Below are 21,837 nucleotides of genomic sequence, written 5' to 3' on the forward strand. Positions count from 1 at the left end.
GACACAGACCGATGGCACCTGAACACACTGATCAGCCTTTCAGTCACGGGTTAACGGCACGGATACTAGTAGCGGATGACGAACCCCGCCTGCTGAAGACCCTGGCTTCGCTGCTGCGTAGCCGCGGTTATGATGTTGCGGAAGCTCACGGGGGCCGAAAAGCCTGCGAGCTGATCGACCAGCAATCGTTCGATCTGGCCTTGCTGGATCTCCGGATGCCCGAGGTCACAGGTTTCGACGTTATGGCCCATCTTGCCAACGGGCAGCCAGATTGCGGCGTGATCGTAGTCAGCGGCGAAAGCTCGTTCAGTGCCGTGAGCCGCGCACTGCGGCGGGGCGCCCTGGACTACATCCGTAAACCCTTCGATCCTGAGGAACTGCTGGCCACCGTTGAGAGCGTGATCGGAAAAAAGTCACTTCTCGAAGCCCACGAACATATCCAGATGCGGCTGGAAAAATCCGAAGCCCTGCATCGTTACATTGTTAACAGCTCTCCCGACATCGTGTTCATGCTTGATCAGGACGGCCACTTTTGCTTTGTGAACAGCAAGGTTGAGAGCCTGCTCGGCTACCAGCCGGCGGAACTGTGTGGCCAGCACTTCCGGCACATTCTTGACGACCGGGACGTGACCCGCGGAACACTGGCCCTGAAGGGGCCAAACATCACTGCAGATAACCCACGAACCCTGGAAGTCCGCCTGAAAACCCGTGGCAGCCGTCGAGCCACCCGTCATTTCGAGATAACCGCCTTTCCCATCGATCCGCAAACCTGGCCCCACTCCGGGACCACCCAGGGGGGCGGCAACGGCAACGGTGCACGCTATTACGGCACGGCCCGAGATGTTACCGAGCGGAAGGAAGCCGAAGCCTTCATAAATTTCCAGGCCTACCATGACCTTCTGACGCGACTGCCTAACCGCGCGCTTTTCAAGGACCGACTCGAGCTGGCAATCACCCACGCCAACCGCGGTGGCCAGAAACTGGCGGTCATGTTTCTGGACCTTGACCGTTTCAAGGTCATCAACGACACCCTCGGCCACGCGATGGGAGATCGGCTGTTGCAGGCAGTGACCCACCGGCTCGAGAAATGCCTGCGCAAGGGCGACACCCTTTCCAGGTTCGGTGGCGACGAATTTACCCTTTTGCTGCCCTCCATCCACAATCACGACGATGCCAGGCAAATCGCAAAAAAGCTTATTGACGCCCTCCGTGCTCCCTTCCAACTGGGTGATCACGAGGTGTTTGTCGGTGTGAGTATCGGTATCGCCATCTTCCCGGAAGCCGGCGAATCCATGGACCAGTTGATCCAGAACGCCGACATTGCCATGTACCATGTCAAAGGCAAGGGCAAAGACGGTTACCGGTTCTATTCCGACAGCATGAGTATCGATACCGCCAACCGGCTTAATCTGGAGCGGGATCTGCGCCTGGCTCTGGAACGGGACGAGTTAAGGGTTTTCTACCAACCCCAGGTGTGCTCCACAACCAACCGGGTTGTGGGTCTTGAGGCCCTGGTTCGCTGGCAGCACCCGGAGCGGGGACTCCTATACCCGAGAGACTTCTTGCCCCTGGCGGAGGAAACCAAACTGATAGGCCAGCTCAGTGAACGTGTTCTCGACCAGGCCTGCCAGGATGTCGGTCGCTGGATCCAGGAGGGACACACCCACCTCCGATTGGCCGTCAACCTGTCCCCCAGTCAGGTTGAGCATCCGCGGTTTGTAGAAACTTTGATGCAGCAGGTAAAGGCCCACAACTTCCCGGCCGGCAATCTGGAAATCGAAATCACTGAAAATGTGATCATGAACGATCTGGAACAGATTTCCCAGAAACTCCGGGAACTGGCAGCTCTGGGTGTCCGGATAGCGATCGACGATTTCGGCACAGGCTATTCGTCACTGAATTACCTGCATCGCCTACCCATTCACACCCTCAAAGTCGACCAGTCTTTCGTGAAAGCCATCCGCAGTGGCGACGATGGTGCGTGCATCGTAAACGCCATTGTCGCCATGGCCCATGGACTCAAGCTGGAGATCGTTGCTGAGGGCGTGGAAACCGACGAGCAACTGGACTACCTGCGGAGCCTGGGTTGCCACCAGGTTCAGGGCTTCTTCTACGGTCCTGCCAGACCCGCCGCCGAGATTTCCAGAACCCTCGGAACCACCAGGGCTAAAGCTGCCTCATTCTGAAATACGATTATTGATTGTCAGACACTCCGATATAAAACCGCGATCGGGTTTGCAAAGTATTGCAGTACGTTACTTTGTGTATCCTGAAATGCGCATTACTGCACATATTTCTCCCACCCTGTTCTCTAAGCTCGAATCCATAGGCGCTGATTACCGGAATGTCCGACATTCTCGGGCCAATAACGACAAAAACGGTGACAGCATCCAAGGGACAAGAACAGGCAGCAGTCATCATGCGCGACAAGTACAAGTACATTGGTCCTCTCTACGATTTCCTGAGCAATCTCTATAGCGGCAAGAATATTCACCGCTGCAAAACCGCCATGCTGGATGTGGAAACCGTCCGGCCCGGAGACAGAATTCTGTTTGCCGGAGTTGGCCATGGCCGGGACGCCATTCGAGCGGCTGAGCTGGGCGCAGAGGTGACCGTGGTCGATTTGTCCGAAACCATGCTGCGCAAGTTTGCCGAAGCTCAGGAAAAAGAGGCACCACAACTCACGATCCGGCGCATCCATAGCGACATCATGAAAGTGGATGAGTTCGAGCAGTACGACATGGTCGTGGCCAACTTCTTCCTGAACGTGTTCGATGAAGACATGATGGTCCGGGTCCTCGAGCATCTGATACGGCTGGGCAAAGCCGACGCCCGGGTCGTTGTTGGTGACTTTTCCTACCCCACTGGCAACCTGCTTTCCAGAATGTTCAAGAAGCTTTACTGGTACATGGCGGTCTTCATTTTCTGGCTATTCGCCAACAATGCCTTCCACAAAATCTACAACTATCCCGAGCACATGCAGCGGCTGGGGCTTCAGGTCACGGACAAGAAGCACTTCAAGCTTCTGAACATGAACTGCTACTGGTCCATTCTCGGACGCAAGCAGGCCTGAGGACTTCGCTAGAGAGTCACCCAACAAAAATAATCAGGGAGCAGCAGCATGTCGGATCAGATACTCGCACTGGACAGGGTTGGCACACTTGAGAGCGGCTCATTCACGTTTACCGAGCGGGTCGGTTTTCTGAAGAAGTACGGTACCCATTCCCAGTCGTTTTCAACGCTCCAACCGGGTATGCAGTATTTCGATGTGCCGGGCATGGGGTATATCGCCTACATGCGTAAATGGGGTGCCACCTTCGTGCTTTCGGATCCTGTTTGTGCTCCGGAAGACTTTGGCAACCTGCTGGAGAGCTTCCATCAACGCTTTCCGAACGCCAGTTACATCCAGGTTTCCAAACCCGTCGTCGATTTCCTGCACCTGCGATTTGGTCTCTACGGCACCCAGTTTGGCAGCGAATCCCGCATCGATCTGGGCCGCTGGTCACTCAGCGGAAAGAAAAAACAGATCTTGCGAACCGCTTTGAACCAGGCAGAAAAAAACGGGATTACGGTGAAAGAGCGGTTCAGTGACGATCACACCCGTGAAATATCCGAGGCCTGGATACGAACCCGCAAATGCAAGAGCAATGAAATCCGCTTTCTGATCCGCCCCATGGAAATGGACTATCGCGAAAACGAACGGCATTTCTACGCGTATCAGGACGGCAAGGCCGTTGGGTTTATCTATTTTGACCCGATCTATCGCAACAACGAGATCATCAGCTATGTGCCCAACATTTCCCGGGCCAACGCCGATTTCCGCCAGGGGATTTTCTATACCCTGATGGCCCATGCGATGGACGTTTTCAAGGCGGAAGGCGTGCCCTACCTTGATCTCGGGCTGATTCCCCTGTCACTGGATCCGGCAACAGAGCATCAGGAGAGTCGGTTGCTGAAAGGCCTGCTGCACGGCCTCTATGAGAAGGGCAACTTCCTTTACAACTTCAAAGGCCTGGAATTCACCAAATCACGTTTCCGGGGGGAGAGGTTCAAGACGTACTGCTGTCACAAACGGTCGATTCCGGCGCTGGAGTTTCTCGCCATGTTCAAGCTGACCCGGTTGCTGTAGCCCCCAGGCGGTCTCCCGGCCAGTGTTCGCTCACCCGTTTGGCCTCCAGGCCAAGGCCCGCCATGAAGGGCGCGATGCCCTTCGGTGCCGGCCCCGAAAACAGCGCAGCACTCACAGGTTGTTTCCCTGCGCCGGCAACTGCGCCTTGAGCAACATCAAGCCGCCCGGTCTGTTCCAGCAGCCAGGCTACCCGTCGGGCAATGGCCTCACCCGAGTCCACCCAGAAACGAACCGACGGCAGACTCGCCTTCAGACTATCCAGTAACAATGGATAATGAGTGCAACCAAGCACCACGGTGTCCACACCAGCCTCTTGAAAAGGCCTCATCGCCTCGTTCAGCTCGACAAGCGGAACCTCGATTCCGGAAACCAGGTCTTCTGCCCAGCGCACAAGCCCCGGATGGCCAATCCGTTCAATCCTGCAATCGCCAGCGAATTCCTCTACCAGCCTGTCGAGATAAGGCCTGCGAACCGTTGCCGGTGTCGCCAGCAGCCCCATTCGCCGATTCACGGTCTTTGCTGCCGCCGGTTTGATGGCCGGCACCACCCCCACAACCGGCACCGCCGTCATCGCCCGTAAATGCGGCAGAACCACGGTACTGGCGGTATTGCAGGCCACCACAATGGCGTCTGACGGGTAGAGCTCAAGTGCTCTGGTGATCAGACCGCAACAACGGTCGATCACAACCGTCTCGGATTTGTCGCCATAGGGAAAGCCTGCGTTGTCTGCCAGATAGACGATCTCCAGTCCCGGCAGTTGCCGGTGAATGCAGGTCGCAACGCTTAGACCACCGACACCGGAGTCAAACACCAGAACTCTTGGAGGCGACTGCCCGCTCAAACCGGAATGCCTCCCCGGGAAATCTCGTTTTCCATGGCCCGGATCAATCGGCCAGAAATGGTGGTTTCCGGTGGTACCGGTGGCGTATCGCCCGGCAGGAACCAGTCTGCATCGGCAAGCTCGTCTTCCTGGAGAACCAGCTCTCCTCCAGCGTAATCGGCGAAGAAGCCGACCATAAGCTGATGGGGGAATGGCCAGGGTTGCGAGGCGTGGTAGCGGATGTTGGTGACGTCCAGCCCGGTCTCCTCTTTCACTTCACGGTGCACAGCGCCTTCCAGACTTTCGCCCGGTTCAACAAAACCGGCGATGAGGCTGTAGAAGTGCCTCTTGACCCGCGAGGACTTCGCGAGCAGAAGCCGATCATCCCGGCGTATGACGACAATCACGCAGGGCGCCAACCTCGGGTACCAGGGAATGCCACAGGATTCGCACCACTTGGCCCGCTCCCGCGGATGGAAGCCGGTTTCCTCGCCGCAGCGGCCGCAGAATCGGTGGTCGCGCCACCACTGCCAGACCTGAAAGCCGGTACTGAGCATATCCGCCGGTGCATCGCCAACCATCAAGAGTGCATCCCGCAGCGGTACAACTTCCTGATTACCGACGCCGGTGTCCGGCAGTTCGGTCACGAATACACCGCGGCCATTGTAACTGCCCAGAGATACTGAATCGGGCAATTCGCCCCGGAAAAGGCGACTGTCGCCACTGTGCAGCCAGCCGTTATCGGGCTTGACCACACCCGATCCCGACAGCGCGAGGATCAGATCGCCGTTTTCCGGCCGGCGGGTCGTCCAGCCCGGTATCCACTGATTCATTGCGATCACCATTCGATGCATCAACTGGGTTATTGAAAGATCAACCGGAAATGTACCACATTGCTGCACCGGCCAAGAATGAAAGGTCCACCTTTCCGCCCTGAACTCAACCAAGTAAACTTGGCACCTGTTTCGTCAACGGAGTTGCCATTTATGCGTCTTTACCAGGGCATTCGCAGCCTGATCCTGACCCTTTTTCGCAAGATACTCTTTGTCTGGGTCCGGACTGATGTCAGCGGCAACAGCGTTGAAGCCCTCGCCCTGGATCCCGACAAACCGGTTTGCTACGTGCTGCAATACAGCTCGCTGTCGAGCCGTCTGGTTCTGGAGCAGGAAGTTATCCGGGCAGGACTTCCTGGCGCGACCGAAGCCCTGCCGGTGAAGAACGGCCCGTCCCACTCCTTCTTTTTCCTCTATCGCCGCATCGGTGGCTTTTTCAGGGGGCGTCAGGCGCCGGCACCCACGAACGAGTTTCAGGCCCTGGTTCGCTACGGTCTCGAACATCCGGACCAGGACGTGCAGATTGTTCCTGTGTCCCTGTTCTGGGGCCGCTCTCCGGACAAGGAAAAGTCCCTGGTAAAGCTGTTGCTGTCCGACACCTGGTCCATCGCCGGCCGGCTTCAGAAGTTTCTGATCATCATGGTTCATGGCCGCAACACCTACGTTCAGTTTAACCAGCCGCTCTCACTGAAGCAGGTGATCGACGAATACCGGCGCAGCGAAGAGCGCGCCAACCGCAAGCTGGCCCGGATTCTGAGGACGCATTTTCGCCGGGTTCGCCAGGCCGTGCTGGGCCCCGACCTTTCCCACCGCCGTACTCTGGTCGCTGGCCTGGTAAGGACCCAGGCAGTCAAGGAAGCCATTCGGGAAACTGCTGCACGAGACGACATCCCGCCGGAGAAAGTCCGTGCCAAGGCCTACAAGTACGCCGACGAAATCGCCGCCAGCATGTCCATTGTCACCATCCGGTTTCTGGAAGTGGTGCTATCGTGGCTTTGGAACCGGATCTACAATGGCATCGCCATCAACAATATCCGGGTGGTGAAAGAAGTGGCGCAAGACAATGCCGTGGTTTATGTGCCCTGCCATCGGTCACACATCGACTACCTGCTGCTGTCCTACGTACTTTACAAGAACGGTCTGATGCCGCCCCACATCGCCGCTGGCATCAATCTCAACATGCCCGTGGTCGGACCGATCCTGCGCCGCGGCGGAGCGTTCTTCATGCGCCGCAGTTTCAAGGACAACCCGCTGTACGCCACCGTGTTCAATGAATACATGCACGTGATGTTCTCCCGGGGCTATTCCGTGGAGTACTTCGTCGAAGGCGGCCGTAGCAGGACAGGCCGTATGCTTCAGCCCCGCCCGGGCATGCTGGCAATGACCGTGCGCAGTTTCCTGCGCGATCATCGCAAACCCATCGTGTTCGTGCCCGTGTACATCGGCTATGAAAAGGTGATGGAAGGCCGCTCCTATCTGGGCGAACTTCGCGGCAAGAAAAAGGAAAAAGAAAGCGTATTCGGTCTTGCCAAAACCGTTCGCAAACTCAGCAACTCATTTGGTCGCGTCGCGGTGAACTTCGGCGAAGCCATTCATCTGTCCGAGGTTCTGGACGATGTTCACGGTAGCTGGCGCGACGAGGCCTACGACGCCGAGTATCGTCCGAAGTGGCTCAACAGAGCGGTTTCGGAGCTGTCATTCCGGGTAGCGTCGAACATCAACGCGTCGGTTGCCGTAAACCCGATCGGCATGGCTGCCACGGTTCTTCTGGGTACCGAGCGACTGGCTATGGACGAGGGCCAGTTGATCCGCTTGATGGACCAGTACGCCGCCCTGCTAAAGGCTTTCCCGTATGCGGAAACGGTAACCCTGCCCGAGGGATCCGGCACGGACTGGATCGCCTATTGTGAGGGCATGGGCCTGGTGACACGCCAGCCACAGAAGCTGGGCGACATTATTGCTCTTGAAGGCAGCAACGCAATCCTGATGACCTATTACCGGAACAACATACAGCACCTGTTTGCGCTGCCCTCACTGATTGCCAGCCTGTTCGAGAACAAGGATTCGCTGGGCCGGGAAAAGATCGTGTTCCTCGCCAGCGTAGCCTACCCCTATCTGCAATCGGAACTGTTCCTGAAATACCAGCCCGATGAAGCCAGAAAGGTCATCAACCAGTGGATTGACGTTCTCATCGAACATGACTTGCTGAAGCCCCTGGACGATGACAGGATCGGTCGACCCGAGGAAGGCACCGAGACCATGCTGAGGCTCAGGGTTCTTTCCCGCTTTATCATCCAGACGGTTGAGCGCTACCACATCGCTCTGGGCATTCTCCGCAAATACGGCTCGGGCAAGATCAGCGCCGCCGAACTGGAAGAACAGAGCGCGCTGCTGGCCGAGCGGATGTCGATCCTGTTCGGCCTGAATGCGCCGGAGTTTTTCGACAAGAGCCTGTTCCGCAACTTTATTGCCAATATGCAAAACAATGGCGTTATCACCACCGATGACAATGGCCTGCTCTGCTACGGGGAGGGGCTGGATGAGGTGGCGGACGATGCCCGCCTAGTGCTGAGTGTCGAGAAGCGACAGGCAATCCAGCAAGTCACCATGCTGGGTGCCTGATGGCATTTACTGCGGTGGCAGCGCCCGGATGGCGTACACATCGTAGCGGCTGCTCTTGCCCTCAATGCGGTTGGTTGGCTCCGCTCCCTCAATGGCCGATGCCTTACGGGGCCGCTTGACCACCACCCGGTAACGGGCGCGCTCCAGAGCGGCCGCGAGCAATTGTGCGGAATCCTCGTCGTCTCCTACGATGGTGCGGAAAACCTGCATTTCCTTTTTTACCAGGGCCGACTTGTCCCGATGCGGGAACATCGGGTCCAGGTAGACAACATCCGCCGCCTCGGTGCCTGGTTGGGCCAGCCATTCAATACTGCCGCCCTCCAGCAGTCGCATGCGCTCGACAATGGCAGCACAATCCACATTCAGGGCTGCGCGCGCAAGACCATCGGCCAAGAGAGCATGAATGACCGGGTTACGCTCGAACAGGGTAACCGTGCAGCCAAGGCTGGCAAGCACAAAGGCATCCTGGCCAAGTCCCGCCGTCGCATCAACGACATGCAATGCGGCCCGTGTTTTCTGCAAGCCGACCGCCTTGGCCACCAACTGGCCCACGCCACCGCCGTGCTCCCGCCGATACCCCATCTTGCCGGTCACGAATTCTGCACGCACCGGTCCCGGCGCACCTTTGCCAGTCATCTGCAGGCCAAGGCCCTGCTCATCCAGGAATAGTAAAACCGGGAAGTCGCGGATGTCTCTGGGGCGGACGACACCAAGATTCGGGACCCCGAGCGAATCGGCAAGAGCATCGGCCTGCAATCGGTCACCCAGTGCACTGCGGGCAACAGCGACGATGTTCTGGAAACGCGCAGGGAGGGCGTACGGAGCGGACGGGGACGAGTCAGGCATCAGACCAGAATATCAATTCCGGCCAGGCTTCCATTACCGCCCGTTTCCTGGCCGGCTGCGGCGACAGAGGCAAAGGTCGACAGCGCCCTGGCGGCTGGCAGGGACACTTCGTCTGCGCGGAACCGCTCCAGACGGGCGTCTTCAGCCGCACGACGGGCTTCTACACGCCGCTCGAGGCTCTCGGTCGCATTGCGGTCGCTGACAACACCCTGACTGCCATCGGCAAGGTCACGGCGGGCCGCGTCAGGTGTTTTTTCGGGCGTTGATGCCGGCGCACGGGCCGCATCGCTGCGCTCCCTGACCAGGCTGTTGTTGCCGGTCTGGAAATTGAAATTGTTACCCGGGTTAATTCCGCCAATCATGTTCAGATACCGCTGGCCGGATGACAGGAAAACGTGAGATGGAAGTATGGAAGATTATCGCACGGAAGAAAAGACAGCTGGTCAGTTTTTACCCAAAGCGGTTTGCCCGGATCAAACCGGGCGGCCGGGGTCGCTATCGACCAGGCAGTTTTTTCCAGGCCACTTCATCCCTGATGTAGACAGGTTGAGCCTGCTCCGCCGGCACCGCCTTGCCCTGCCCGAATGCGATCACCGCCAGGCGCGCAACCCAGGCTGCTCGCAGCACCAGGGTTTCATCGACGGGCTCAACGCGCTCTGACACCTCCGCTGGCATGGCGGAGCGGTATTGCCAGCCCGGCCCTGCTCCGCACCAGCGCTCGGGGCCCGCTGGCAGTGTGACTGCCTCGGGTGGACAGACCTGTTCCGAAGCCAACGCCTCAGGCAGTCCTGCCCGGGCAGCGAAGCAGCCCCAATAGACCTCGCCCATGCGGGCATCAAAGGCTACCGCAATACCGGTTTCCTCGTGAGGATCCAGAGCATCCATGGCACCCAGCGCCACGGCCTGCAGTGAAGACACCGGCACCACCGGAATGTCCAGCCCCCAGGCAAGACCCTGCACAACACCGGTCGCGATCCTGACACCGGTAAAAGAGCCCGGCCCGCAGGCAAAGGCCAGGGCATCAAGCTCTGCAGGAGCAAGGTTCTTCTCCGCCAGAAGCTCCCGCACCATCGGCATCAATAGCCGGGTATGGCCTCTGGGGGCAAGCTCAAAGCGTTCAGAGATTTCGCCATCAACAAGAAGGGCTGCCGAGCAGCCCTCTGATGACGTATCCAGTGCCAACAGTTTCACCGGTGTGAAAACCTCAGGTCAGGATGCCAATTTATTTGAGTTCAGACAGGATCTGGTCGCGAATGCTGTCCAGACTGCCAACGCCCTCGACACGGACGTATTTCGGTGCCGCAGCCGGCTCTTTCGACGCCCAGTCCTGGTAGTAGCCAACCAGCGGTGCAGTCTGGTCGTGGTAGATTTTCAGACGCTTGCGAACCGTCTCTTCCTTGTCGTCCTCACGTTGAACCAGCGGCTCTCCGGTCTGGTCATCCTTACCCTCGACCTTGGGCGGATCGTATTTCACGTGGTAGATACGACCGCTTCCCTCATGCACCCGGCGACCGGACAGACGGCTGACGATTTCTTCGTCATCCACGGCAATTTCGACCACATAGTCGATGGCAATTCCCTGGTCTTTCAGAGCTTCAGCCTGGGGGATGGTCCGCGGGAAGCCGTCGAGCAGGAAACCGTTCTTGCAATCAGGCTGTTGAATACGCTCTTCGATCAGCGCAATGATGATGTCGTCAGACACCAGGCCGCCTGTTGCCATGACTTCCTTTACCTGCTTGCCCAGCTCGGACTCGGCTTTCACCGCCGCACGCAGCATGTCACCGGTGGAGATCTGGGGAATACCAAACCGTTCAGTAATGAACTGGGCCTGAGTTCCCTTGCCTGCGCCCGGCGCGCCTAACATGATGATTCGCATAACGCTGTGCTCCCGTTTTAGTCATTATCATTTGAAAAGCTGTGGCAAAAACCCGTGCCTTTGCGACAGCCTCTCCTGCACGGAACAGGTGTCAGCCGAAATCGGCGAAGGCGCATTATACGAAGTCAGCCACGTCAGAGAAAGTCGACCTCCGTATCATGCACCGGAAGTCCGTATTTCCCAGCGAGTAATGACAGGGTGTCAGGATGACAGGGAGCTGGCCAGTGCGTCCAGATCCGGAGCCACACGATCCAGTTCAGCATTCAGTTCTTCCACAACATTGGGCGTCAGTCCCAGGCCTTCCAGCAAAGCGGGCACGTCGTCGGGGTTGAATTCATCACCAATACCTCGATCCTTCAACAGGGCGTTGGCCAGCTGTACCATCAAAACGTAATTCTCGTGCTCGCCATGGTAACCGGATTGCTGATGCACGCCGGCCGCCTTGACCACAGGATCAGGCAGTTGCCATAGACGGTGGAGGATACCGCCAATAGCGCCATGGCCCACCGACAGGATTTCCTGGCCATTGCCCTGCCCGAACACCTGCTGCTCAAGCGAGTGCATGCTGGCTTCAGGATTCGCTTCGCGAAGCTCATTGAGCTCATCAAATTCGGCCGGGAACAGATGCCCGACCAGCAACAGGCCGAAGTTGTGCAACAGGCCGCAGAGATAGCCCAGCCCCTTTTCGGCGCCACATCGCGGCGCAATGATCTGGCAAAGGAACGCGCAGTACAGGGAGTGGCGCCAGAAATTGTCCATGCCCAGAATGCCGTGACGGGGTACTTCAAAGGCACGAACGGAGGCAATACCCAGGGCGATGTGGGCCACACGATCGAAGCCCAGCACACGGGTGACCGCCTCCTGCACCGAATTGACCTGGCCGGGATAATTGAACAGTGCAGAACGGGCGTAACGCATGATCTGGGCCGTGAGACTGGGATCAAACTCGATCAGCTCTGCCAGTTCACGAGCCGTCGCATCGGTGTTGGCAGTCAGCCGCAAAATACGCAGCGCCAGGGCCGGCATGGGGGGCAGACGGTAAAGTTTCTGTAGCTTGTCGGCCACTTCCTCGAGCGTCAGAGCCTCGCGGTTGCCGTTACCCGGCCCCCGGATAACCAGGTGACCCGCCCTGGCACCGGCGAGGGCCAGACGGAAGGATCGGCCATCCATCTCTAGCAGGGAATGATCAGTGCCACTGGAAAACACGACCTGATCCGCCAGCATTACATCCTCGTCCACGATAACGGGCAGCTCGTAAGCCTGTCCGATGGGCGGGGTGAAGCCGGGATCACAGTCACTGAACAGGCGCATGGTCTGCCGTGCGGTCAGCGGCTGAAGACGGCGACCGGTCAGCTGGTGAACGGCATCCGGGTCCAGGGAACTGTCGAACTTGTGCACGGCCATCACGACACCGGTAATGTCGATCAGCAGAGTGGCCTGTACAAAGCTGTCCTGCGACATCCCCGAGGCACTCACTGCCGCATCCAGGCTGGTGACCTGATCTATCGGCAACTCCCGATAAGTGATGCCCTTGCGGGCGAGAAAACGTTCCAATCGTGCAGCCAGAGCCACAGCTTACTCCCTTTGTTCTTGGTCGGTGGCCAGACTACCCGGCCTTGTCCCGGCACTTTTTTCTATTCTGCTGCGAGGTCAGCCAGTATTTCGCATACCCGCAGCGATACCTGCCATGGTGACTTTCAGTGCCCTTTCCACCAGTTCCGGCACCTCGCCCTTGCCTTCACTTTCCCGATCCCGCCGTAGCAATTCGGCCTGAAGGTAATGCAGTGGATCCGTGTATGGGCTACGCACTCTCATCGAGTGCGCAAAGACCGGCTCTCCCTCCAGCAGATCCGTTTGCTCCTTGAGTTCCAGAAGTCGCTCGATACAACCCTGGAGGCGCACGCGAAGACTCTCCCCCAGGGCTTTCAACCGATCATCGTCCAGCAGCGTCTGCTCATAATAGCTGGCGATGCGCAGGTCTGCCTTGGCCAGCACCATTTCCAGCATGTCCACATAGGTGCGGAAGAACGGCCAGCCCTGCATCATCTCACGCAATACCGGGAGCCGGTGGTCCTGGGCCGCCTCTTCAAGCGCCACATCACTGCCCAGCCAACTGGGCAGCATCAGCCGCATCTGGGTCCAGGCGAAGATCCACGGAATGGCCCGGAGGCTTTCCACACCGCCGGTGGCCTTCCTCCGGGCCGGGCGACTTCCGAGTGCCAGTTTCCCCAGGGCCTGCTCCGGTGTGACCTGACGGAAATAGGGCACGAAATCCGGATTTTCCCGGACCACATCGCGGTAGGCTTTCAAGGACCGCTCGGTAAGCCAGTCCATGGTTTCCCGCCAGCTGTCCTCGGGCTGGGGTGGCGGGGCCAGGGTAGCTTCGATAACCGCCGTGGTGTAGAGCGTCAGGCTCTGAACTGCCAGCCTCGGCAAACCGAACTTGAAGCGGATCATTTCGCCCTGCTCGGTAATCCGGAAACTGCCGTTTACCGAGCCCGGCGGCTGGGACAGTATCGCCCGGTTGGCCGGTCCGCCGCCACGGCCAACGGTACCGCCCCGGCCGTGGAACAGGGTCAGATGCACGCCATACTGGCGGGCAACGTGGGTAAGTTTCTCCTGGGCCTGGTACTGGGCCCACGCCGCCATCAGCTGGCCAGCATCCTTGGAGGAATCCGAGTAGCCAATCATCACTTCCTGCCGGCCCTGGCAATACTCCCGATACCATTCAACCTCGTACAGCGCAGACATGCTGTCTGGCGCACCCCGCAGGTCATCCAGGGTCTCAAACAGGGGCACGACCCGCATCGGAAACTTCATCCCGGATTCCCTGAGCAGCAAAATCACGCTCAATACATCAGAGGGCTTGCTGGCCATGGAGATAACATAGGACCCGAGGGCTTCCGGCGTTTGCTGCGCCACCACTTCACAGGTTGCCAGGACCTCGCCGACCGATTCCGAGGGCTCCCAATTTCGGGGGACCAAGGGGCGCCGGCCCTGAAGTTCCTTCACCAGGAATGCCTGGCGCTCCTGTTCTGACCAGGACAGATAATCCCCCAAGCCAAGATAGTCGACCATTTCGGCAACGGCCTCCGCGTGGCGGCTGGCTTCCTGGCGGATGTCCAGGCGAATCAGAGGCAGGCCAAAGGTATGCGCCCGGCGGATGGTATCCAGCAGCGGACCATTGGCAATGTCCTCGAGTCCGCACTCAACCAGTGACCGGTAACAGAGCTCCAGGGGACCGGTGAAGTCCTCGTTCTCAAAGAGAATACCGTTGGCATCCGCGGTCTCGCCGTTGACACTCGCCTCTGCCCAGTCCCGGGTTTTGATCAGCCGCTCACGGAGTTCGGCGAGCACGTGGCGATAGGGTTCCCGGGAGTCGCCAACAACGGCTTTGAGCTCGTCGCTGGCCTGCCACATGGACAGTTCGGCCCGCAGCGCCTGAATATCACGAAGATAGAGATCCGCTGCCATCCAGCGGCCAAGCAGGAAGACCCGGCGGGTCACCTTGTGGGTGACATTCGGATTGCCATCACGATCACCGCCCATCCATGATGCAATCCGGATGGGGGATGCCTGCAGGGGAAGGCCCTTTCCGGTCGCGTCTTCCAGCGACGTATCCAGGCTCCTCAGAAACTGTGGCAGGGCCTGCCACAGACTGTTTTCAATGACCGCAAAGCCCCATTTGGCCTCATCCACTGCGGTTGGTCGCTCCTGACGAATCTCGTCGGTGTGCCAGGCTTCGGTAACCAGTTGAGACAGGCGATTGACGATTTCCTCCCGTTCAGCGGGCATGAGGTCGTCATGGTCCAGACGCGCCAGGCAGTCCGACATCTCGTCGTATTTCATAATAAGGGTGCGACGCGCCACCTCGGTGGGGTGGGCCGTCAGCACAAACTCGATTCGCAGATCTGCCACCCTCTGATGCAGTTCCTCCGGCGTGACATCACCTTGCTTGAGCCGCTCAAACACCTCCCCGAGCGATTCGACCATGAGATCAGACTGGTGCCCTCTTTTGCGACGAATACCGTGGTACTGCTCGGCAAGGTTGGCCAGGTTCAGGAACTGGTTGAAAGCACGGGTCACCGGAAGCAGCTCATCATCGCTTAACTTGCGCAGGAGATTGACCAGCCGCTGGCCGGACCCGCTTTCCTGGCGACGGTCGGACTTGGCAGCCGCCCGGATTTCCTCAATCAGCTCGTAGCATTCCTGTCCGGGATACCGCCGTATGCTCTGGCCCAGAAGTTCGCCCAGCATTCGTACGTTTTCTCGGAGTTCGGGATGTAGCTCAGTCACATTGACGTCCTTTTAATTGACGGAGGCGAAGTAAACTTACGATACTAAGGAACAGTCGAGAAAGTCTATTGGCGATTCAAGCCTGTAGCTGCAAGGAGTTATCATGAAGGTCACTGATTTGCCCAAACACTGGGAACAGCAAAAAGAGCCCGTGGAGCGCACCCACGATTATAACCTGCGCCTGCCGCTGGAAGATGCCGCACGCGTGGCCGCGCTGGCGGAACTTTACCCGGACCGCAGTGAAAGCGATATTCTGAACGACATGATTGGTGCAGCTCTGGACGATCTGGTGCGCCAGAGCCCACTAAAAGACAGGCTGGAAGGGAAAGACAAGTAAATAGCGGCGGGCAGCGTTCGCTGCCCGTGTCGTCAGGCGACTGATTCCAGCTGACGGGCTTTGAGGCGCTGGATGTGCTTCTGGCTCAGGCTGACAAACTTGGGAGTCAGGCCCTGATCTTCGTAGATCTCGAAGCCATCCTCGTCGTACGCCACCACTTTAGTGCCCTGAACATACGGAAAGCTGGTCTCCATCTCGTCCAGTGCTGCAGAAATCAGATCCCGCATCAGATCCTGAGGTGACTTCATCGGGTAAAGCGCTGCGAGTTTCTCGAGGCGCTTGTGATGCTGGTCAGACAACGCCATGAAGTAGGCGTCTCGGGTAAGCCGACCACGTGCATGCTTGTCCCAGTAGTTGACCAGATCTTTGATTTTCATGGTGCCTTCACTCCTGCATCTTATTGATGGCGCACGGCGCACGAAAACTGTACATCCGTTTCCGGAAGTGTAGACGAAGCCGTCGGTCCGGGGGCGAGAAAATTGGTAACGGATTGTACTTACCGATCCGCCCTTTTCAGCGCTCGCTCTCTCCCCGCTCCACGCCTTTCACCGCCTGCCACACGGCATCCAGCGCCTCCAGAGATTCTTCGTCCATATCGCGGCCCTCCCGTTCCAGCACACGTTCAATCGCCCGGAACCGGGCGTCGAATTTATGGTTGGTTCGATTGAGTGCCTGCTCAGGGTTAACCTTCATGAACCGTGCCAGGTTCACACAGACGAACAGGAGATCGCCGAGCTCATCTTCAACGGCATCGGGATCGCCGGTGCCCATCTGTGCGGCTTCCCATGCCTCCTTGAGCTCGTCGATTTCCTCATGGAGTTTGTCGAAAACCGGGTCAACATTCGGCCAGTCGAAGCCGTGCCGGGCTGCCCGTTTCTGGAGCTTCTCGGCCCGAGCCATTGCAGGTAGGGTCCGGGCAATGCCGTCAAGCCGACTTACCGAGGCGCTGGCTTCCGACGCCGGCTTCATTGCCCGCTCCTCGGCCTTGATGCGCTCCCAGCTTTCCTTGATCCAGGCCTCATCCGGCCGGTTATCCGGATCAATGCGACTTTCCAGGGTCCCTTCCGGAAAAACGTGTGGATGCCGCCGTACCAGTTTGCGCACCAGATGATCGACCACACCGTCAAAATCGAAATGGCCATCTTCCCTGCCAAGCTGGGTGTAGAAGATGACCTGGAACAGCAGATCCCCCAGCTCGTCTTTCAGATGCGGATAATCCTCACGCTCAATGGCATCGGCAACTTCGTAGGCTTCCTCCAGCGTGTGCGGCACGATGGTCTTGTAGGATTGCCTGGTATCCCATGGACAGCCCGTCTCCGGTTCCCGCAGGCGGGCCATCAGATTTTTCAGATCGTCGATGGTATAGGTCATCCGCGTTTACGCCTTACATCAATGATATTGGGCAGGTTACGGATCTGCGCCAGCAACCGCGCCAGCTGCTCGAGGCTGGAAATCTCCACCGTCACGGTCATGGTGGCCGTGTTCTCGTCCTTGTTGCTCAGGGTATTGAGCGACAGCACATCACTCTTCGAGGCTGACAACACCTGGGTGATATCTCTCAACAGTCCCGATCGGTCATAGGCTTCAATTTCAATGTCGACAGGATAAACAGCAGCCTGCCGGCCACCCCAGCTGACTTCAATAATCCGGTTGGGCTCGAACTCACGCAGATGCAGGAACGTCAGACAGTCCTGACGATGGACCGTAACACCACGGCCAACCGTGATGTATCCACCGATCGCGTCTCCGGGCAGCGGCTTGCAACATTTCGCCACCTGGGTCTTGAGCTTACCCACGCCCAGAATCTGGATGTCCGATTCAGTATCGTAGGGCTTGCGGCGCTGGGCGCTGAGTTTCAGATCCAGTTGTTCGGACTTGGGCTCCAGCATCTGCTGAGCCACATTGGCGACATGCGTGGGGCGAAGGTCACCGGCTCCAGTGGCTGCAAACATGTCCTCCGCACTTTGGTAATTAACCTTCCTGGCAAGCTCACCAAGATCCACATCGTACAGCGACAGACGCCTGAACTCGTCCTCGAGAATGGCACGACCATCAACGATATTGCGACCACGATCCTGCTGTTTGAACCAGTGGGTTACCTTGGCGCGCGCCCTCGAAGTCTGGATGTAACCAAGACTCGGGTTCAGCCAGTCGCGGCTTGGGGCCGGGTTGTTGGAGGTCAGGATAAACACCTGATCGCCGGTTTTCAGTGGATAGGTCAGCGGAACGATTCGGCTGTTCACCCGCGCACCGCGGCAGGCGTGGCCGATCTCGGTATGAACCCGGTAGGCGAAATCCACCGGCGTTGCCCCCTGGGGCAAATCCACCACATGGCCCTCGGGTGTGAATACGTACACCCGATCCGATGCGACATCGGATTTCAGGTGGTCGGCCAGCCCGGACAGGTCGCCCAGCTCCTCCTGCCACTCCAGAACCTGGCGCAGCCAGTTGATCTTGGCATCGTAGCCCGTCGACTTGTTGCCTTTGTCCATGCCCTTGTACAACCAGTGGGCACAGACGCCCAGTTCCGCCTCCTCATGCATTGTGTGGGTTCGGATCTGCACTTCCATGACCTTGCCCTCGGGCCCGATCACGGCGGTATGCAGGGACTGGTAACCGTTTTCCTTCGGGTTGGCGATGTAATCGTCGAACTCGTTGGGGATGTGGCGCCACAGCGTGTGGACAATACCCAGTGCGGCGTAACAGTCGCGAACCTCCGGAACCAGGATGCGCACGGCGCGAACATCGTAAACCTGGGAAAAATCGATGCCCTTGCGGCGCATTTTTCGCCAGATGCTGTAGATGTGCTTGGCACGTCCGGACAGCTCGCCCTCAATGCCATAGGCTTTCAGTTCGGTCTGCAGGGTTTCAATCACCCGCTTGATGTAACCGTCACGATCCAGACGCTTTTCGTCCAGCAGTTTGGCGATCTTTTTGTAGGCGGAGCTATGCAGATACCGGAAAGAAAGATCTTCCAGCTCCCACTTGATGTGACCAATGCCAAGCCGATGGGCCAGCGGCGCGTAGATATCAAACACTTCCCGGGCGACGCGCATGCGCTTTTCTTCCGGAGCATCCTTTACCGCCCGAATGGCGCAGGTGCGCTCCGCCAGCTTGATCAGGGCAACCCGGACATCGTCGATCATGGTGACGAGCATCTTGCGGACGTTGTCCAGTTGGCCTTCGCTCTGGCCCAGAACGTTGCCCTTCAGCGGGTGGTGGATGGACGAAATAGCCGCCATCTGCTGCACGCCGTTGATCAGGCCCGCCACCTCATCGCCAAATTCCTTGCGGATTGTCTCCAGGGGAACGCGCTCTTCACGCACGGCGCGGTACAGGATCGCCGCCACCAGGCTGGCCTGATCCAGGTGCAGCTCCGCCAGAACCTGGGCCATCTCGATGCCAATCCGGAAGCTGCTGGAGCCAGGTGCCCACTGGCGATCCTGCCGAAAAGCCTGAAGATCGATTTCCGCGGCCTTTTCGCAGGCCAACCGGAACTGGTCCGCGTCGTCCAGGTGCGTTTGCGAGGCTATCTGGTTTACCCAGCCCTCGATATCCACCTGGCCATCGCCAGTCATTGCGTAGTCTTCGCGAACTTTTACCATATCGGTCTTGTTATTCCTGATGGTTTCCGCAGCCATCCCTGACTGCCCACAACATCGTCAGCCGGAATCCCGTTCAAACAACGCAATGGATTCCACATGGGTGGTGTGGGGGAACATATCCATCACACCAGCGCGCACCAGTCGATAGCCGTTGCGCACCATAACACCTGCGTCCCGCGCCAGGGTGGCCGGGTTGCAGGAGACATAGACTATCTTTTGTGCCCCGAAGGCCGTGAGGTACTTGCAGATCTCCTCGGCACCGGAACGGGGCGGATCAATCAGAATCTTGTCAAACCCTTCTTTAGCCCAGCTCTGGCCCGTGAAATCGCCGTGCAAGTCGGCACCGTGAAAAGCGACATTGTCCAGACCGTTTAGTTCCGCGTTTTCCCGGCCCCGTACGACCATGGTCTCGTCGCCTTCCACGCCAACGACCTGCCCACCTCGCGTGGCAAGCGGCAGGGTGAAATTCCCCAGACCACAGAACAGATCCAGGACTCGCTCCCCGGGCTGGACATCCAGCCATTCCACGGCCCTGTGTACCATTGCGCGATTGATGCCTGCATTGACCTGGGTAAAGTCCATGGGATGAAATTTCATGGTCAGGTCGAATTCATCCAGTCGGTAGCTCAGCCGTTCATCATCCCGGCCCGCTGACTCGGGCCAGATCCGATGAACGGTGTCGGGCCCTTTGGGCTGCAGGTAAATATGCAATTCGTGGGCCTGACCAAAGGCGATGAGTTTTTCCCGGTCACCAGCCGAAAGCTCATCCATGTTACGGAACACCATCACGGCAACGTCGTCGCCACAGGCAACTTCCACCTGGGGGATTCGGCTGTAGGCCTCCAGTTCGTGAAGCATGTTGCGCAGCGGCAATATCCGCTCGCCAATGCGCGGATCCAGCACCACGCATCGATCGATGTCGGTCAGGAAACTGTTGCGTTTCTCCCGGAAGCCAACCAGGACAGACTCCCGGGCCTTGACATAACGAACACCCAGGCGAGCCTTGCGACGGTACCCCAGACTCTCTTCCGAGCGCAGGGGGGCAATCCATTCCTCAGGCTCGATGCCCCCGAAATGGGCAAAATGTTCCCGCAGGGTATTTTCCTTGAACTCGATCTGGGCATCGCCACTCATGTGCTGGAGGCTGCAACCACCGCACAAGTCGGCAAACTCGCAGGGGGGCGCCTGGCGACCGGGCGCAGCGTCCAGAACCTCTTCGGTACGCAATTCATCGAACTTGCTTCGACTGGACACCACTTTCGCCATCACGGTTTCGCCTGGCAGGGCGCCATCGACAAATTGGGTTTTACCGTCCTGACGGGCAATACCCCGGCCGTCATGGCTCAGGGTTTCAATCTCACAGCGCACGGGCTCTTTTGGAAGAACCTTCCTGCGTCGTCTGCTCATACTTGGGTCTCTTGGTAAAGTCGTATTCAGGCGCCGGGGAACACACCGGTGGAAAGGTAGCGGTCGCCGCGGTCACAGATAATGGCCACGATGATGGCGTTTTCAACCTGCTGGGAGAGCTTGAGCGCGGCCGCAATCGAACCGCCAGAGGATACGCCACAGAAAATGCCTTCCTCGGAAGCCAGGGCCCGCATGGTGGTCTCGGCTTCTTCCTGGCCTACATCCAGAACCTGATCGACGCGTGCCGCATCGTAGATTTTCGGCAGGTAAGCTTCGGGCCAGCGCCGGATCCCGGGGATCGAGGCGCCCTCTTTTGGCTGCAGACCGATGATACGGATATCCGGGTTGCGCTCCTTGAGGTAGCGCGACACACCCATAATGGTGCCGGTGGTGCCCATGGAGCTGACAAAATGGGTGACACGCCCGCCGGTCTGCTCCCATATTTCCGGGCCGGTGGTACGGTAGTGCGCCAGGGGGTTGTCCTGGTTGCTGAACTGGTCCAGCACGGTACCCTTGCCTTCCGCCTGCATCTTGAGGGCCAGGTCACGGGCCGTTTCCATGCCTTCTTCCCTGGTGACCGTGACAATCTCCGCACCATAGGCGCGCATGGATGCCCGGCGCTCCTCACTCATGTTCGCGGGCATGATGAGCACCATGCGGTATCCCTTGATCGCCGCCGCCATCGCCAACGCGATGCCAGTATTGCCGCTGGTCGCCTCAATCAGCGTATCGCCTGGCTTGATGTCGCCTCGGCGCTCCGCTTCCTGGATCATGCTGATGGCCGGGCGATCCTTCACCGAGCCGGCAGGGTTGTTGCCCTCCAGCTTGGCGAGAATCACGTTACTCGTCTCACCGGGGAGACGCTGCAGGCGAACCAGAGGGGTGTGCCCGACATAATCTTCAATGGTGGGAAAATGCATATGATAACCCTGTGGTACACTTTTGGCTTCGCATGATACGCGTTATCGCCCCGGTCTCCCAATACAGCTTCTCGCTATATCCATGACCGGCGGCTATATCCGCCACGGGATTTTCCGGTACTGTCGGGACTGATACCACAGTTATC

Annotated in this window: 18 protein-coding genes; 5 read left to right on the forward strand and 13 right to left on the reverse strand. The window is 58.5% G+C overall.

Annotated elements, in window-relative coordinates:
* Positions 1–11 precede the first annotated feature (11 nt).
* From J3362_RS17580 to J3362_RS17590, 3 genes are all read left to right on the forward strand, one after another.
* Complete coding sequence (locus tag J3362_RS17580) at positions 12–2,186, forward strand: putative bifunctional diguanylate cyclase/phosphodiesterase (RefSeq protein ID WP_349521511.1); 2,175 nt, start codon at positions 12–14, stop codon at positions 2,184–2,186.
* Between the two features lie 233 nt (positions 2,187–2,419).
* Positions 2,420–3,073 (forward strand): class I SAM-dependent methyltransferase, encoded by a 654-nt coding sequence (locus J3362_RS17585; RefSeq protein ID WP_349521736.1) that lies wholly within the window; start codon positions 2,420–2,422, stop codon positions 3,071–3,073.
* 48 nt (positions 3,074–3,121) lie between these two features.
* Complete coding sequence (locus J3362_RS17590; protein ID WP_349521513.1) at positions 3,122–4,129, forward strand: DUF2156 domain-containing protein; 1,008 nt, start codon at positions 3,122–3,124, stop codon at positions 4,127–4,129.
* Here the strand turns inward: J3362_RS17590 and murI are convergent.
* Both murI and nudC read right to left on the reverse strand, forming a co-directional pair.
* Complete coding sequence (gene murI, locus J3362_RS17595) at positions 4,107–4,970, reverse strand: glutamate racemase (RefSeq protein ID WP_349521515.1); 864 nt, start codon at positions 4,968–4,970, stop codon at positions 4,107–4,109. The genes J3362_RS17590 and murI overlap by 23 nt on opposite strands.
* Positions 4,967–5,782 carry an NAD(+) diphosphatase gene (nudC, locus tag J3362_RS17600; protein WP_349521517.1) on the reverse strand — a complete coding sequence of 272 codons (816 nt, stop codon included), beginning with the start codon at positions 5,780–5,782 and terminating at the stop codon, positions 4,967–4,969. Before nudC ends, murI begins: the two co-directional genes overlap by 4 nt.
* A 153-nt stretch (positions 5,783–5,935) precedes the next feature.
* Here nudC and plsB point away from each other — a divergent pair, with 153 nt between their 5' ends.
* Complete coding sequence (gene plsB, locus J3362_RS17605; protein WP_349521519.1) at positions 5,936–8,404, forward strand: glycerol-3-phosphate 1-O-acyltransferase PlsB; 2,469 nt, start codon at positions 5,936–5,938, stop codon at positions 8,402–8,404.
* Between the two features lie 6 nt (positions 8,405–8,410).
* Here the strand turns inward: plsB and J3362_RS17610 are convergent, their stop codons facing one another.
* From J3362_RS17610 to ppc, 6 genes are all read right to left on the reverse strand, one after another.
* The gene (locus tag J3362_RS17610; RefSeq protein ID WP_349521521.1) at positions 8,411–9,250 is read right to left on the reverse strand and encodes a class I SAM-dependent methyltransferase; all 840 of its coding nucleotides are present in this window, start codon (positions 9,248–9,250) and stop codon (positions 8,411–8,413) included.
* On the reverse strand, positions 9,250–9,612 hold the full coding sequence (locus J3362_RS17615; protein WP_349521523.1) for a UDP pyrophosphate phosphatase: 363 nt from the start codon (positions 9,610–9,612) through the stop codon (positions 9,250–9,252). The genes J3362_RS17610 and J3362_RS17615 overlap by 1 nt, the downstream gene beginning before the upstream one ends.
* A 133-nt stretch (positions 9,613–9,745) precedes the next feature.
* Positions 9,746–10,441 (reverse strand): tRNA (adenosine(37)-N6)-threonylcarbamoyltransferase complex dimerization subunit type 1 TsaB, encoded by a 696-nt coding sequence (tsaB, locus tag J3362_RS17620; RefSeq protein WP_349521525.1) that lies wholly within the window; start codon positions 10,439–10,441, stop codon positions 9,746–9,748.
* Positions 10,442–10,472: 31 nt separating this feature from the next.
* Positions 10,473–11,126 (reverse strand): adenylate kinase, encoded by a 654-nt coding sequence (gene adk / locus J3362_RS17625; RefSeq protein ID WP_202347133.1) that lies wholly within the window; start codon positions 11,124–11,126, stop codon positions 10,473–10,475.
* A gap of 201 nt (positions 11,127–11,327) precedes the next feature.
* Positions 11,328–12,698, reverse strand: coding sequence for an HDOD domain-containing protein (locus tag J3362_RS17630; RefSeq protein WP_349521528.1), 1,371 nt, complete (start codon positions 12,696–12,698; stop codon positions 11,328–11,330).
* 78 nt (positions 12,699–12,776) lie between these two features.
* Positions 12,777–15,422: a phosphoenolpyruvate carboxylase gene (ppc, locus tag J3362_RS17635; protein ID WP_349521530.1), complete on the reverse strand. Its 2,646-nt coding sequence runs from the start codon at positions 15,420–15,422 to the stop codon at positions 12,777–12,779.
* 103 nt (positions 15,423–15,525) lie between these two features.
* Between ppc and J3362_RS17640 the strand changes: the two genes are divergently transcribed.
* Positions 15,526–15,759, forward strand: a complete 234-nt coding sequence (locus J3362_RS17640; RefSeq protein WP_349521532.1) for a hypothetical protein — start codon at positions 15,526–15,528, stop codon at positions 15,757–15,759.
* Positions 15,760–15,791: 32 nt separating this feature from the next.
* On the opposite strand, the gene J3362_RS17645 is transcribed toward J3362_RS17640, so the two are convergent.
* The 5 genes from J3362_RS17645 to cysM form a co-directional block, all read right to left on the reverse strand.
* Positions 15,792–16,136, reverse strand: a complete 345-nt coding sequence (locus J3362_RS17645) for a hypothetical protein (RefSeq protein ID WP_008176163.1) — start codon at positions 16,134–16,136, stop codon at positions 15,792–15,794.
* A 136-nt stretch (positions 16,137–16,272) separates the two neighbouring features.
* A complete protein-coding gene (mazG, locus tag J3362_RS17650; protein ID WP_349521534.1) occupies positions 16,273–17,130 on the reverse strand; it encodes a nucleoside triphosphate pyrophosphohydrolase in 858 nt (285 codons plus the stop codon).
* Positions 17,127–19,364, reverse strand: a complete 2,238-nt coding sequence (gene relA / locus J3362_RS17655; RefSeq protein ID WP_349521737.1) for a GTP diphosphokinase — start codon at positions 19,362–19,364, stop codon at positions 17,127–17,129. Before relA ends, mazG begins: the two co-directional genes overlap by 4 nt.
* A 57-nt stretch (positions 19,365–19,421) precedes the next feature.
* Positions 19,422–20,771 (reverse strand): 23S rRNA (uracil(1939)-C(5))-methyltransferase RlmD, encoded by a 1,350-nt coding sequence (gene rlmD / locus J3362_RS17660; RefSeq protein ID WP_349521536.1) that lies wholly within the window; start codon positions 20,769–20,771, stop codon positions 19,422–19,424.
* A gap of 26 nt (positions 20,772–20,797) precedes the next feature.
* Positions 20,798–21,691, reverse strand: a complete 894-nt coding sequence (cysM, locus tag J3362_RS17665) for a cysteine synthase CysM (RefSeq protein ID WP_014576290.1) — start codon at positions 21,689–21,691, stop codon at positions 20,798–20,800.
* Positions 21,692–21,837: the final 146 nt, after the last annotated feature.

Source organism: Marinobacter sp. NFXS11 (genome assembly GCF_040148675.1).
Taxonomy (GTDB): domain Bacteria; phylum Pseudomonadota; class Gammaproteobacteria; order Pseudomonadales; family Oleiphilaceae; genus Marinobacter.